The organism is Pseudomonas gozinkensis (assembly GCF_014863585.1).
GTDB classification, from domain to species: domain Bacteria; phylum Pseudomonadota; class Gammaproteobacteria; order Pseudomonadales; family Pseudomonadaceae; genus Aquipseudomonas; species Aquipseudomonas gozinkensis.
The window spans coordinates 5,070,738-5,084,935 of record NZ_CP062253.1 but is presented as its reverse complement, the minus strand read 5'-3'; the positions used below and the strand labels follow the sequence as shown (position 1 = coordinate 5,084,935).

Annotated in this window: 16 protein-coding genes and 1 tRNA gene; 13 read left to right on the top strand and 4 right to left on the bottom strand. The window is 59.0% G+C overall.

Features of this window, described 5'->3' with window-relative positions:
- Positions 1-22 precede the first annotated feature (22 nt).
- The 13 genes from ruvA to nadA all read left to right on the top strand — a co-directional run bounded on the left by ruvA (position 23) and on the right by nadA (position 10,198).
- Positions 23-631, top strand: a complete 609-nt coding sequence (ruvA, locus tag IHQ43_RS22620) for a Holliday junction branch migration protein RuvA (RefSeq protein WP_007951205.1) — start codon at positions 23-25, stop codon at positions 629-631.
- Positions 632-1,693 (top strand): Holliday junction branch migration DNA helicase RuvB, encoded by a 1,062-nt coding sequence (gene ruvB, locus IHQ43_RS22615; RefSeq protein ID WP_192562172.1) that lies wholly within the window; start codon positions 632-634, stop codon positions 1,691-1,693.
- 127 nt (positions 1,694-1,820) lie between these two features.
- Positions 1,821-2,288, top strand: coding sequence for a tol-pal system-associated acyl-CoA thioesterase (gene ybgC, locus IHQ43_RS22610; RefSeq protein WP_192562171.1), 468 nt, complete (start codon positions 1,821-1,823; stop codon positions 2,286-2,288).
- Positions 2,278-2,973 carry a protein TolQ gene (gene tolQ, locus IHQ43_RS22605; protein WP_007912733.1) on the top strand — a complete coding sequence of 232 codons (696 nt, stop codon included), beginning with the start codon at positions 2,278-2,280 and terminating at the stop codon, positions 2,971-2,973. The genes ybgC and tolQ overlap by 11 nt, the downstream gene beginning before the upstream one ends.
- A 23-nt stretch (positions 2,974-2,996) precedes the next feature.
- A complete protein-coding gene (tolR, locus tag IHQ43_RS22600; RefSeq protein WP_162130475.1) occupies positions 2,997-3,449 on the top strand; it encodes a protein TolR in 453 nt (150 codons plus the stop codon).
- Positions 3,449-4,528 (top strand): cell envelope integrity protein TolA, encoded by a 1,080-nt coding sequence (tolA, locus tag IHQ43_RS22595; protein WP_011335641.1) that lies wholly within the window; start codon positions 3,449-3,451, stop codon positions 4,526-4,528. The genes tolR and tolA overlap by 1 nt, the downstream gene beginning before the upstream one ends.
- A 17-nt stretch (positions 4,529-4,545) precedes the next feature.
- Positions 4,546-5,826: a Tol-Pal system beta propeller repeat protein TolB gene (gene tolB, locus IHQ43_RS22590; protein ID WP_166742344.1), complete on the top strand. Its 1,281-nt coding sequence runs from the start codon at positions 4,546-4,548 to the stop codon at positions 5,824-5,826.
- Between the two features lie 52 nt (positions 5,827-5,878).
- On the top strand, positions 5,879-6,376 hold the full coding sequence (gene pal, locus IHQ43_RS22585) for a peptidoglycan-associated lipoprotein Pal (protein ID WP_003178634.1): 498 nt from the start codon (positions 5,879-5,881) through the stop codon (positions 6,374-6,376).
- A 6-nt stretch (positions 6,377-6,382) separates the two neighbouring features.
- Positions 6,383-7,222 (top strand): tol-pal system protein YbgF, encoded by an 840-nt coding sequence (ybgF, locus tag IHQ43_RS22580; protein ID WP_192562170.1) that lies wholly within the window; start codon positions 6,383-6,385, stop codon positions 7,220-7,222.
- A 165-nt stretch (positions 7,223-7,387) separates the two neighbouring features.
- On the top strand, positions 7,388-8,035 hold the full coding sequence (gene queE, locus IHQ43_RS22575; RefSeq protein ID WP_007951198.1) for a 7-carboxy-7-deazaguanine synthase QueE: 648 nt from the start codon (positions 7,388-7,390) through the stop codon (positions 8,033-8,035).
- Between the two features lies 1 nt (position 8,036).
- Positions 8,037-8,729, top strand: a complete 693-nt coding sequence (queC, locus tag IHQ43_RS22570; protein WP_064383747.1) for a 7-cyano-7-deazaguanine synthase QueC — start codon at positions 8,037-8,039, stop codon at positions 8,727-8,729.
- A 63-nt stretch (positions 8,730-8,792) separates the two neighbouring features.
- A tRNA-Lys gene (locus IHQ43_RS22565) sits at positions 8,793-8,868 on the top strand.
- A gap of 271 nt (positions 8,869-9,139) precedes the next feature.
- Positions 9,140-10,198, top strand: a complete 1,059-nt coding sequence (gene nadA, locus IHQ43_RS22560) for a quinolinate synthase NadA (protein ID WP_039766022.1) — start codon at positions 9,140-9,142, stop codon at positions 10,196-10,198.
- Positions 10,199-10,334: 136 nt separating this feature from the next.
- Here nadA and IHQ43_RS22555 read toward each other — a convergent pair whose 3' ends face one another.
- The 4 genes from IHQ43_RS22555 to IHQ43_RS22540 form a co-directional block, all read right to left on the bottom strand.
- Positions 10,335-10,823, bottom strand: a complete 489-nt coding sequence (locus IHQ43_RS22555) for an RDD family protein (RefSeq protein ID WP_192562169.1) — start codon at positions 10,821-10,823, stop codon at positions 10,335-10,337.
- Positions 10,824-10,920: 97 nt separating this feature from the next.
- A complete protein-coding gene (locus IHQ43_RS22550; protein ID WP_007951194.1) occupies positions 10,921-11,133 on the bottom strand; it encodes a cold-shock protein in 213 nt (70 codons plus the stop codon).
- Between the two features lie 404 nt (positions 11,134-11,537).
- Positions 11,538-12,662 (bottom strand): glycine cleavage system aminomethyltransferase GcvT, encoded by a 1,125-nt coding sequence (gene gcvT / locus IHQ43_RS22545; RefSeq protein WP_192562168.1) that lies wholly within the window; start codon positions 12,660-12,662, stop codon positions 11,538-11,540.
- 93 nt (positions 12,663-12,755) lie between these two features.
- Entirely contained in the window at positions 12,756-14,132 is a 1,377-nt protein-coding gene (locus IHQ43_RS22540) for an L-serine ammonia-lyase (RefSeq protein ID WP_192562167.1), read from the bottom strand.
- Positions 14,133-14,198 lie beyond the last annotated feature (66 nt).

Genomic DNA, 14,198 nt, shown 5'->3' with positions numbered 1-14,198 from the left:
CCAACGCTCAAGGATCTGAAACGTGATTGGACGCTTGCGCGGCACTCTGGCTGAGAAACAGCCGCCGCACCTGATTCTGGATGTAAACGGCCTCGGGTATGAGCTGGAAGTGCCCATGACCACCCTTTATCGTCTGCCGTCGGTCGGTGAACCGCTGACCCTGCACACCCATTTGGTCGTACGCGAAGACGCGCAGTTACTCTATGGTTTTGCCGGCAAGCGTGAGCGAGACTTTTTTCGCGAGTTGATCCGTCTCAATGGTGTGGGGCCGAAACTGGCGCTGGCCTTGATGTCGAGTCTGGAAGTCGACGAACTGATCCGTTGCGTGCAGTCCCAGGACACCTCGGCGCTGACCAAGGTGCCGGGCGTGGGCAAGAAAACTGCCGAGCGTCTGCTGGTTGAACTCAAGGATCGCTTCAAGGCCTGGGAAACCTCGCCGGCCATGTTCGCACTGGTACCCAACCAGCCGGACGGCCCGGCGCCGGTCAACACCGCCGAGAACGATGCGGTCAGCGCGCTGATTTCCCTGGGCTACAAACCACAGGAAGCGAGCAAGGCGATTTCCGCGATCAAAGAGAAAGGCCTGAGCAGCGAAGACATGATTCGACGCGCCCTGAAGGGAATGATTTAAGTGATTGAAGCTGATCGTCTGATCGCCGCCACGCACAGCCCGCGTGAGCGCGAAGAAGTCCAGGATCGGGCGATACGTCCCGTCAGCCTCGCCGAGTACATCGGCCAGCCGACCGTTCGCGAGCAGATGGAACTGTTTATCCAGGCCGCCCGTGGCCGTAGCGAATCCCTCGACCACACCCTGATCTTCGGCCCGCCGGGGCTGGGTAAAACCACGCTGGCGAACATCATCGCCCAGGAAATGGGTGTGTCGATCAAGAGCACTTCCGGCCCGGTGCTGGAGCGCCCGGGTGATCTGGCGGCGCTGTTGACCAATCTTGAGCCGCACGACGTGCTGTTCATCGATGAAATCCATCGCCTGTCGCCGATCGTAGAAGAAGTGCTGTACCCGGCCATGGAAGATTTCCAGCTCGACATCATGATCGGTGAAGGGCCGGCGGCGCGTTCGATCAAACTCGATCTGCCGCCGTTCACCCTGGTGGGTGCGACCACCAGGGCGGGCATGCTGACCAACCCGTTGCGCGACCGTTTCGGCATCGTCCAGCGTCTCGAGTTCTACAGCACCGCTGACCTGGCGACGATTGTCAGCCGTTCAGCGAATATCCTCGGCCTGCCGCTGGATCCGGAAGGGGCTTTCGAGATTGCCCGCCGCGCCCGTGGCACGCCGCGGATCGCCAACCGACTGTTGCGCCGGGTACGGGATTTCGCCGAAGTCCGGGCCAAGGGCCACATCACCAAGTCCGTCGCGGATCTGGCGCTGAACCTGCTGGATGTCGACGAGCACGGTTTCGATCATCAGGACCGGCGTCTGCTGTTGACCATGATCGAGAAGTTCGACGGTGGCCCGGTGGGCATCGACAGTCTGGCGGCGGCGATCAGCGAAGAACGCCACACCATTGAAGACGTGCTCGAGCCGTATCTGATTCAGCAGGGTTACATCATGCGGACACCACGGGGCAGGGTGGTTACCCGCCACGCGTACCTGCATTTTGGTTTAAACATTCCGACACGAATGGGCGAGATGCCCGTGGTAGACGAGTTTCTCGATGCCGTGGACGATTAATACACATTTATTGTCGATTTATTCAGCGTTTGTACTGTCTCAGGACGGTACTTTTGCGGTAAAGCCTTCGAACAATGAAAAACAGTTGCCTGGCCGGATTGGCAACCCGAGGAGTAAGCACTAGAGTATGCGCGCGCAAAACGGGCTTGAGTCGTTCGCACATCGTTGTCGCGTTTATTACGAGGACACCGATGCGGGCGGCATCGTGTATTACGTTAATTACCTCAAGTTTATGGAACGGGCTCGAACCGAGCGGCTCCGGGAGCTGGGCTTTGCCCAGTCGGCGCTGGCAGGGGAGGACCTGTTGTTCGTCGTGCATTCCAGCGAAGCGCGTTACCACGCGCCGGCGCGACTGGATGACGAGCTTCTGGTAAGCGCTGATGTAATCGAATTGAACCGTGCCAGCCTGCGCTTTCGACAGCAGGTCAGGCGGGCAACGGATAATGTGCTGCTCTGCGAAGGGCAGTTTCTGGTGGCCTGTGTGCGCACTAACAGTTTGAAACCCCGGGCCCTTCCCGAAGACCTGCGTGCGGCCTTTGCCGACGCGGTCGGCACGGGTACACACTCAAAGCAGGAGATAAAGCGTGGAAGCTAACGTCGTCGACCATTCCTCCATGTGGAGCCTGGTCAGCAATGCCAGCATCGTGGTGCAGTTGGTAATGTTGACCCTGGTAGCCGCATCGGTGACCTCATGGATCATGATCTTTCAGCGCAGCAACCTGCTGCGCGCCGGTCGACGTGCCCTGGAGAGCTTCGAGGAGCGCTTCTGGTCGGGTATCGACCTGTCCAAACTCTACCGTCAGGCCGGCAGCAACCCGGATCCGGATTCGGGCGTCGAGCAGATCTTCCGCGCCGGCTTCAAGGAGTTCTCCCGTCTGCGTCAGCAGCCTGGTGTCGATCCTGAAGCAGTGATGGAAGGCGTGGCCCGTGCCATGCGCGTCGCCATCTCCCGTGAGGAAGAGAAGCTCGAGCAGAGCCTGCCGTTCCTCGCCACCGTCGGTTCGGTCAGCCCGTACATCGGTCTGTTCGGTACCGTCTGGGGGATCATGAACTCCTTCCGTGGTCTGGCCAGCGCCCAGCAGGCCACCCTGGCCACCGTGGCACCCGGCATCGCCGAAGCCCTGATCGCCACCGCGATCGGTCTGTTCGCCGCGATCCCGGCCGTTATCGCTTACAACCGTTTCTCTGCCCGCAGTGAAACCTTGCTGAGCCGCTACTACACCTTCGCCGATGAATTCCAGGCGATCCTGCACCGCAAAGTGCACACCAGCGAAGAATAAGCAGGTATTTCACGATGGCTTTAATCACTCGAGCCCGACACAAGCGCAAGCCGGTCGCCGAGATGAACGTAGTGCCTTACATCGACGTGATGCTGGTGCTGCTGGTCATCTTCATGGTGACTGCGCCGATGCTCAATCAGGGCGTGAAAGTGGATCTGCCCAAGGTTTCCAGCGAAGCCTTGCCGCAGGACAACAACACCCAGGTGCTGACCATTTCGATCAAATCGGACAAGACCTACTACTGGAACCTTGGCAGCGAAGTCGACACCGAGAAGCAGCAGGACCGTGCCATGACCCTGCCACAGATGACCGACGCGGTGACCAAGATCATTCGTGCCGGCACTGAAGGCGGCAAGCGTACCCAGGTCTTCATCCGTGGCGACAAGTCCGTCGATTATGGCTCCGTCATGGGCGCCATGGGCGGGTTGCAGAAAGCCGGGGTCGGTAACGTTGGCTTGATCACCGAGGCGCCCTGATGCAGCAACAGCGAGAGCCGTCCGCCTCGGAAAGCTACTTCTGGCCTAGTGTCTGGGCGATTGGCTTGCACGTGCTGGTGTTCGGCATGCTGTTCGTCAGTTTCGCCCTGACCCCGGAGCTGCCGCCGGCCAAGCCGATTGTCCAGGCGACCCTGTACCAGCTGAAATCGAAAAGTCAGGCAACCACCCAGACCAATCAGAAGATTGCGGGTGAGGCGAAGAAATCCGCCGCGCGCCAGACTGAAGTCGAGCAGATGGAGCAGAAAAAGGTCGAGCAGGAAGCGGTGAAGGCTGCGGAACAAAAGAAAGAAGAAGCGGCTCAAAAGGCCGAGGAAGCCAAGAAGGCCGATGAGGCGAAGAAAGCGGACGAGGCGAAGAAGGCTGATGAAGCCAAGAAAGCCGACGACGCGAAGAAAGCCGCCGAAGCCAAGAAGGCAGAAGAGAAACAATTGGCTGATATAGCCAAGAAGAAAGCCGAAGAAGAAGCCAAGAAGGCTGCTGAAGAAGAGGCCAAGAAAGCGGCCGCTGAAGAAGCCAAGAAAAAGATCGTCGAAGACGCGAAGAAGAAAGCCGCCGAAGACGCCAAGAAGAAAGCTGAAGCTGAAGAGGCGAAGAAGAAAGTCGCCGAAGACGCGAAGAAGAAAGCTGCTGCCGATGCTGCGAAGAAGAAAGCGCAGGACGCGGCACGTAAATCCGCCGAAGACAAAAAGGCTCAGGCCCTGGCAGATTTGCTTTCCGACACGCCGCAGCGCCAGCAGGCCTTGGCCGATGAGCAGGGCGATGAAGTCGCGGGCAGTTTCGATGACCTGATTCGTGCGCGAGCAGCGGAAGGCTGGGCACGTCCACCTTCGGCACGCAAAGGCATGACGGTTGTACTGCAGATCGGCATGTTGCCGGACGGTACGGTGACTTCGGTCAGCGTGGCCAAGTCCAGTGGCGACGGTCCGTTCGATGCATCGGCAGTGGCAGCGGTCAAGAATATTGGACGTTTGACGGAAATGCAGGGAATGAAGCCGAGCGATTTCGCTCCGTATCGTTCATTCAAGATGACATTCACACCTGAGGATCTAGCCTTGTGAGAAACCTTCTTCGAGGAATGCTGGTCGTGATCTGCTGCATGGCAGGGATCGCGATGGCGGATGAAAAGAACATTCTGGTCACCAGCGGCAGCGATCGGGCAACGCCGATCGCCGTCGTACCGTTCGGTTTCCAGGGCGGTGCCGTCCTGCCGGATGACATGGCTGAAATCATTGGTAACGATTTGCGCAACTCGGGCTATTACTCGCCGATTCCAAAGCAGAACATGATCAGCCAGCCAAGCCAGCCGAGCGAAATCATCTTCCGTGACTGGAAGGCGGTGGGCGCGCAATACATGATGGTCGGCAGCATCGTGCCGGCCGGTGGTCGTCTGCAAGTGCAGTGGGCTTTGTTCAACGTCGCCACCGAACAGAAAGTGGCTGACGGCAGTGTGTCCGGTACCACCGAACAGCTGCGCGACATGGCGCACTACATTTCCGATCAGTCGTTCGAAAAACTGACCGGTATCAAAGGTGCGTTCTCGACTCGCCTGCTGTACGTCACGGCCGAGCGTTTCTCCGAGAAGAACACCCGTTACACCCTGCAGCGTTCGGACTACGACGGTGCCCGCGCCGTGACCCTGCTGCAATCGCGCGAGCCGATCCTGTCGCCGCGTTTTGCACCGGACGGCAAGCGTATCGCCTACGTGTCGTTCGAGCAGAAGCGTCCGCGCATCTTCATGCAGAACATCGACACCGGTCGCCGCGAGCAGATCACCAACTTCGAAGGCCTGAACGGCGCGCCAGCCTGGTCGCCGGACGGCAATCGCCTGGCGTTCGTACTGTCGAAAGACGGTAACCCGGACATTTATGTGATGAACCTCGGTTCGCGTCAGATCACCCGCGTGACCGCAGGTCCTGGCATCAACACCGAACCGTACTGGGGCAAGGATGGTTCGACCATCTACTTCACCTCCGACCGTGGCGGCAAGCCGCAGATCTACAAGACCAGCGCCGGGGGCGGCGGTGCCGAGCGTGTGACGTTCGTGGGCAACTACAACGCCAACCCGAAGCTTTCGGCGGATGAAAAGACCCTGGTGATGATCCATCGTCAGGACGGTTTCACCAATTTCAAAGTGGCGGCCCAGGATTTGCAGCGCGGAAGTGTAAAAATCCTCACTGATAGCACTCTGGACGAGTCGCCTACTGTTGCGCCCAACGGCACCATGGTAATCTACGCCACCCGCCAGCAGGGCCGGGGAGTCTTGATGCTCGTGTCCATTAATGGACGCGTGAGGCTCCCGCTTCCTACCGCTCAAGGCGAAGTCAGAGAACCGTCCTGGTCCCCTTACCTGAACTGACGCGGCGCTTTACGTTTTACTTAACACACTGGGGTTCATTAGGAGTTTCACGATGGAAATGCTGAAGTTTGGTAAATTTGCTGCGCTGGCTCTGGCCATGGCTGTAGCTGTAGGTTGCTCGTCCAAAGGCGGCGACAACGCCGGTGAAGGCGCTGTTGATCCAAACGCTGGTTACGGCGCAAACACTGGTGCAGTTGACGGTTCCCTGAGCGAAGAAGCTGCTCTGCGCGCAATCACCACCTTCTACTTCGAATACGACAGCTCGGACCTGAAGCCAGAAGCCATGCGCGCTCTGGACGTTCACGCCAAAGACCTGAAAGCAAACGGCGCTCGCGTTGTTCTGGAAGGCAACACCGACGAACGTGGTACTCGTGAGTACAACATGGCACTGGGCGAGCGTCGTGCGAAAGCCGTTCAGCGCTACCTGGTACTGCAAGGTGTTTCCCCAGCTCAGCTGGAACTGGTTTCCTACGGCGAAGAGCGTCCAGTTGCTACCGGCAACGACGAGCAGTCCTGGGCTCAAAACCGTCGCGTCGAACTGCGTAAGTAATTCGATATGCGAACGTGCCGTCGTGCTGTAACTGTTCTGGCTCTCAGCCTCGCGCCGCTTGCGGCGTGGGCTGCGGTTCCTGTGGTCGATGACAACTCCGGTTATAACAATAGCGGGAGCAGTTATCCGCCTGCAGGTTACGGTACGAACGGCGCCTATGCCGGGGGAGCGGCTTCGGCCCCTGCCTCGGCACAAGGCATGCTGTTCAACCAACTGCAACAAATGCAGGATCAGATATCGCGCCAGCAGGGCGTGATCGAAGAACTGCAGAATCAGATTGCGCGCATGAAGCAGGAATCCCTGGAGCGATACCAGGATCTTGATCGGCGCATAGGATCCGGCGTTGCACCTGCCGCGACTCCCGAGAATTCTTCTGCCGGTGGCGATGCAAGTGCTGCTGCCGGTGCCGCCGCTGGAGCCGGTGCCGCTGCGGCCGCCCAGGCACCTGCCGCGGGTAGCGAACCGGCTGATCCGGCCAAGGAAAAGCTGTATTACGATGCCGCTTTCGACCTGATCAAGGCCAAGGATTTCGACAAGGCCAGCCAGGCGTTTGCCGCTTTCCTGCGTAAATACCCGAATAGCCAATACGCGGGCAATGCCCAGTACTGGCTGGGTGAAGTGAATCTGGCCAAAGGTGATCTGCAAGGTGCAGGTCAGGCTTTCGCCAAGGTTTCGCAGCTGTATCCCAAGCACGCCAAAGTGCCGGATTCGCTGTACAAGCTGGCTGACGTAGAGCGCCGCCTCGGTCATACCGACAAGGTCAAAGGCATTCTGCAGCAGGTGGTGGCCCAATATCCGGGCACGTCCGCCGCACAGTTGGCGCAGCGCGATCTGCAACGCATGTAACAGCGTTTGACCCGTTTGGAAGAAACCCGCGCTTGTCGCGGGTTTTTTCGTTAGAATTCACGCCCTTTTATGAAACACGCTTCTGGTGATCTACGCGTTGGCGGGGTTGCCTGAAGTGCCTGACGGAGGCGGACAGCCTGTTTAGCTGTTACGCCCGTGGCGACTATGCAAGACACATTGAGAATCACCGAAGTTTTCTACTCGTTGCAGGGGGAAACGCGGACTGCCGGGCTGCCCACTGTTTTTGTGCGCCTGACCGGTTGCCCATTGCGTTGCCAATACTGCGACAGCGCCTACGCGTTCAGCGGTGGCACGATCCGTACCCTCGACGACATCCTCGAGCAAGTGGCCGGCTTTCGCCCGCGCTACGTCTGCGTCACTGGCGGTGAGCCGCTGGCACAACCCAATGCCATCCCTTTGCTCAAACAGTTGTGCGATGCCGGCTACGAAGTCTCGCTGGAAACCAGCGGCGCCCTCGACATCTCGGCGGTCGATCCGCGGGTCAGTCGGGTTGTCGACCTGAAGACGCCTGACTCCAAAGAAGCCCATCGCAACCGTTACGAGAACATCGAACTGCTGACGCCCAACGATCAGGTGAAGTTTGTCATCTGCTCGCGGGAGGACTATGACTGGGCGGTATCGAAGCTGATCCAGTACGGTCTCGAGCGACGTGCAGGTGAAGTGCTGTTTTCCCCAAGTCACCATGACCTGAACGCTCGGGATCTGGCGGACTGGGTGGTGGCGGATAACCTGCCAGTGCGCCTGCAACTGCAGCTGCATAAATATCTATGGAATGATGAGCCGGGGCGCTGAGATGACTGAACAACTGAACACTAGCCAAAAACGTGCGGTAATCCTGCTGTCGGGTGGTCTGGACTCGGCCACTGTTGTGGCGATGGCTCGCGCTGAAGGCTACGCCTGCTACACCATGAGTTTCGATTACGGTCAGCGTTCCCACGCCGAACTGCATGCCGCTGCTCGCGTCGCCCGCGACCTGGGTGTGGTCGAACACAAGGTGATCGGCCTGAACCTGAACGGCATGGGCGGTTCGGCCCTGACGGACACCAGCATCGATATCCCGGAAGAGCTGGGCGAAGGCATCCCGGTCACTTACGTGCCGGCGCGCAACACGGTTTTCCTGTCATTGGCATTGGGCTGGGCTGAAGTGCTCGGCGCCCGTGACATCTTTATCGGCGTCAACGCGGTGGACTATTCCGGTTATCCGGATTGCCGTCCCGAGTTCATCGAGTCGTTCGAGCGCATGGCCAATCTGGCGACCAAGGCGGGTGTGGAAGGCAATGGTTTCCGCATCCAGGCACCGCTGCAGAACCTCAGCAAGGCGCAGATTGTCCAGGCGGGCGTGAAGCTTGGCGTTGATTACGGGCTGACTGTGTCCTGCTATCAGGCCGACGATGATGGCCGTGCCTGTGGCAAATGCGACAGCTGCCGACTGCGTGCAGAAGGCTTTGTGGCGGCCGGAATCAGCGACCCGACACCTTATTTTTGATTTTTTTCAAATTAGGTGTTGAATAGTCCTTAAAAATCAGTATTATACGCGCCACCACACAGCGGGTCGTTAGCTCAGTTGGTAGAGCAGTTGGCTTTTAACCAATTGGTCGTAGGTTCGAATCCCACACGACCCACCATTTTTGCTGTTTTTAAAAGTCTGGAAGGCCCACGAAAGTGAGGATTTCCGGATTTTTTTTTGCCTGCGATTCGGGCGTCCCTCTCTTCGTTTCTGCTCGCCGTGACGCAGGTCAGAATCATCTTTTGTATCAACGGGATATTCTGTAGCCTTGCGCAGCTTCAATGCTGTCCGTGCCTGATAATACTCACTCTCCCGGCGGTACCCTCAAGCGGTCCGGAGCCGGGTGTATACTCGACTTTCGCGCGAATGCGCCTGCAGGTCTTGCGAACATGACGCAGATTTCCGAACGCCTTCTGGTACAAGCCCACCTCGATGCCAAGCAGCCCAAGCCGCTGACAGCCGAGGAAGAGGCTTATTACCGTTCCGCCATCGCCGCCGAGCTCAAGGCTCAGGACGCGGTGCTGGTTGCCCACTTTTATTGCGATCCGATCATCCAGGCCCTCGCCGAAGAAACCGGCGGTTGTGTTTCCGATTCCCTGGAAATGGCCCGTTTCGGCAATGCCCATCCGGCCAAGACCGTGGTGGTTGCCGGCGTGAAGTTCATGGGCGAGACCGCGAAGATTCTCAACCCTGAAAAGCGCGTGCTGATGCCGACCCTGGAAGCGACCTGCTCGCTGGATCTCGGTTGCCCGGTGGATGAGTTCTCGGCGTTCTGCGATCAGCATCCGGAACGCACCGTGGTGGTGTATGCCAACACCTCGGCTGCGGTCAAAGCCCGGGCCGACTGGGTAGTGACCTCCAGCTGCGCACTGGAAATCGTCGAAAGCCTGATGGACAACGGCGAAACCATTATCTGGGGGCCGGACAAGCACCTGGGCACCTACATTCAGCGTCAGACCGGCGCCGACATGCTGCTCTGGGACGGTGCCTGCATCGTTCACGAGGAGTTCAAGTCCAAGCAGCTGGAAGACATGAAAGCGCTGTACCCGGATGCCGCCATTCTGGTGCACCCGGAGTCGCCGACTTCGGTGATCGAACTGGCGGACGCCGTGGGCTCTACCAGTCAGCTGATTGCCGCCGCTCAATCGCTGCCGAACAAGACCCTGATCGTCGCTACCGATCGCGGCATCTTCTACAAGATGCAGCAGCTGTGCCCGGACAAGGTCTTCATCGAGGCACCAACCGCCGGTAACGGCGCGGCGTGTCGCAGTTGCGCGCATTGCCCGTGGATGGCCATGAACACCCTTGAGCGCACGCTCAAGTGCCTGAAGGAGGGCTCGAACGAGATCTTCGTCGACCCGGCGCTCATTCCCCAGGCGATCCGCCCACTCAAGCGCATGCTCGATTTCACTCAGGCTGCGCGGATGAAGCTGGCCGGCAACGCCTGAGTTCTTCTTGTCTGCATGCAAAACCGGTGGGAGCGAGCTTGCTCGCGAAAGCGGTGTATCAGTCGCCATTGATATTGACTGACACGACGCTTTCGCGAGCAAGCTCGCTCCCACATTGTTTTGTGGCGTTTGAGAGTTATTTGGTCTTCTTCGGAATTCGCACGAGCTGCGTGTCGGAGTAGATGTCATGCCAGGCGCGTTTCTGTTTGTCGAACAGCGACCAGAAGAACCCCAGGCCCAGGCATAACCACGACGCGATCGACACCATGAACCGCAGCAGCGCCTGCCACAGGCTGATCGCGGTGCCATCGGCATTCTGTACGCGAATGCCCCAGACCTGCATGCCCAGGGTCTGGCCGGCGTGAGTCCAGAATTTGGCGAAGAAACCGAACAGCACCAGCAGCAGCACGGTGGAGTACAGCGGGTCTCCGTCGAGCTTGCCGGCGTCGGTCAGCACTCGCAGGCGCTCTTCACCGATGATCGCGGCCTGGATCAGCTTATAAATGAATCCCGTGACGATCAGCAGAGCGGTGCACAGAAGGAAATCGTAGAACATCGCTGCCAGGCGACGACCCAGGCCGACGGCGGGGAAATCGCCCTGGGGAGTGAGCAGGTGTTTCGACATGGCAGCCTCTGGACGGAAAATGAAGCGCCATTTTACGGATTTGCGCCCACAAAAAAGCCCCTGATATCAATATCAGGGGCTTTTTCGTTACAGAAAATCAGGCTTCTGCGATGACTTCATCAGCTTGCATGCCTTTCTGGCCCTGCACAGCAACGAAGGTCACTTTCTGGCCTTCTTTCAGGCTCTTGAAGCCGTTGCCCTGAATGGCGCGGAAATGCACGAACAGATCCGGACCGCTTTCTGGAGTGATAAAACCAAAACCTTTCTCGTCGTTAAACCACTTGACGGTACCGCTCTGACGTGTGGACATTTCTTATTTCCTTTGACGCAAAAATTGATGACAGTCTCCTTCTCATGAAAGAGTACTGGGGCTGGTTGCAGGAGAGTAAGAAGACGTCGAACGGGATGTAGCTAACTTGTAGGCTACTGCCCAGGTCACGATTCCAAGCTGACCCATGCAAACACAGTGGACAAACTCTACGCCAACTACGGGAGGAAAAACAAGCCCCGCGAAGGCCCCGGTTTTCCTGCCCTTTCTAGTACTTAGTCGGTCTACTAGTCCGGCTTATACGATTAGCTTGTTCAATTGTTTTCGAACGTTATAAGCCAATTTCAAATTCGAATCGTATGTAAGAGGAGTGCACTGTTTTATGGCGATTGCGTTACACATTAGTGCACGCATAGCGCAATCGCGTTACTTATAGAAACAGTCAATCAACCGCGATAGTAGCGTTGTGGAACAAATGGCATTTTGCTTACAAGCAATGGCACCTTTTTCCCACGAACAATCGCCCAGACTGGCGTGTCGAGTGCGATATAGGCGCTGTCCAGATAACCCATGGCCAACGGGCCGCCCAAGGTCGGACCGAAACCGCCGCTGCACACGCTGCCGATGATTTCGCCCGCTTCGTTGACGATCTCTGCACCTTCACGGACCGGCGTACGCTCTTGCGGCAGCAGGCCGACGCGTTTACGCGAAACGCCGTTTTGCTGCTGAGCGAAGACTTGTTCCGCACCGGGGAAACCACCGGCGCGAGCACCGTCGGAACGCCGAGACCTGGAGATTGCCCACAGCAGGCTGGCTTCGATCGGGGTGGTCTCGGTGTTCATGTCGTGGCCGTACAGGCACAGGCCGGCTTCCAGGCGCAGCGAGTCACGGGCGCCGAGGCCGATGGCGGCGACTTCCGGTTCGGCCAGCAGGGCGCGCGCGAGTTTTTCCGCGTCGGCTGCCGGAACCGAGATTTCGAAACCGTCTTCACCGGTGTAGCCCGAACGGCTGACAAAGCAGTCGACGCCCAGCAGCTTCACGCGGGTGAATTGCATGAAAGTCATTTTCGCCACTTCCGGCGCCAGGCGAGCCAGCACGGTCACGGCGGCCGGGCCTTGCAGGGCGAGCAGGGCGCGTTCTTCAAAAAGAGGCTCGATCTTGCATTGATCGCCGATGTGCTTCTGCAGATGGGCCAGGTCCTGGTCCTTGCACGCGGCGTTGACCACCAGGAACAGTTCGTCGTTGCCCAGGTTGGCGACCATCAGGTCATCGAGGATGCCGCCGGTTTCGTTGGTGAACATCGCGTAACGCTGCATGCCTACCGGCAGGTCGATGATGTCCACCGGCACCAGGGTTTCCAGGGCTTTGGCGGCATTGGCGCCGGTCAGGCGGATCTGGCCCATGTGCGAGACATCGAACAGCCCGGCCTGCTCACGGGTGTGCTGGTGCTCCTTCATCACGCCCAGCGGGTATTGCACCGGCATGTCGTAGCCGGCGAACGGCACCATGCGGGCGCCGAGTTCGATGTGCAGAGCGTGCAGCGGGGTTTTCGACAGTTGTTCGGTGGACATGCGTGACTCCTTGATTCACACCAACCCTCTCCCGGAGGGAGAGGGGGCCAGTTTTGTGTTCTCTCCCAAAGGGAGAGAGATTTGATGGCGCGATCAGCACTCGATAATGTTGACCGCCAGACCGCCACGGGCGGTCTCCTTGTATTTGCTTTTCATGTCGGCGCCGGTCTGGCGCATGGTGCGGATGACCTTGTCGAGGGAGACGAAGTGCTGCCCGTCTCCGCGCATGGCCATGCGCACGGCGTTGATCGCCTTCACCGAGCCCATGGCGTTGCGCTCGATGCACGGCACCTGAACCAGCCCGCCAATCGGGTCGCAGGTCAGGCCGAGGTTGTGTTCCATGCCGATTTCAGCAGCGTTTTCCACTTGTTGCACGCTGCCGCCGAGGACTTCGCACAACGCGCCGGCCGCCATCGAACAGGCCACGCCGACCTCGCCCTGACAGCCGACTTCGGCGCCGGAGATCGAGGCGTTTTCCTTGTACAGAATGCCGATGGCCGCCGCGGTCAGCAGGAAACGCACCACGCCGTCATCGTTCGCGCCGGGAATGAAGCGCATGTAGTAATGCAAAACCGCAGGAATGATTCCCGCCGCGCCGTTGGTCGGTGCCGTGACCACGCGCCCGCCGTTGGCGTTTTCTTCGTTGACGGCCAGGGCGTAGAGGTTGACCCAGTCCAGCACCGACAGCGGATCGCGTAGCGACGATTCCGGGTTCTTGCACAGTTGCCGGTGCAATGCCGCCGCCCTTCGCTTGACCTTCAGGCCACCCGGCAGAATGCCTTCGTTGCGACAGCCGGCGGCCACGCAGTCCTGCATCACTTGCCAGATTTTCAGCAGGCCGGCACGGGTTTCCGCTTCCGGGCGCCAGGCGCTTTCGTTGGTCAGCATCACCTGGCTGATCGACAGCCCATAAGTGGCGCAGTGACCGAGCAGGTCCTTGGCACTTTTGAACGGGAAGGTCAGCGGGGTGGCGTCTTCGACGATGCGGTCGGCGCCGGCCGCGTCTTCGTCGACCACAAAACCACCGCCGACCGAGTAGTACTCGCGGCTGCGGATCTGCAATCCCGCCGCATCGAAGGCACGGAAGATCATGCCGTTGGGGTGATAGGCCAACGGTTTTCGGATCATTGCCAGGTGTTCTTTCTCGTTGAACGCGATGCTGTGCTCGCCGAGCAGATTCAATTGCCCGCTGCCGCGAATCTGCGAGAGACGGGCGGCGACGGTTTCGGTATCCACGGTGTCCGGGTGTTCACCTTCCAGGCCCAGCAGCACGGCCTTGTCGCTGCCATGGCCCTTGCCGGTGGCGCCGAGGGATCCATACAGCTCGACCCTGACGCTGGTGGTGGCCGACAACAGGTTTTCCCGACGCAGGCCTTCGATGAAGCGCGCAGCTGCGCGCATCGGGCCGACGGTGTGGGAGCTGGAGGGGCCGATGCCAATCTTGAACAGGTCGAACACGCTTAACGACATGGTTGTTCTCCGGTTTCTTGTTATAGGAATTGGCGGGATATCAGGCTTGAAGCATTTCCTTGTGGG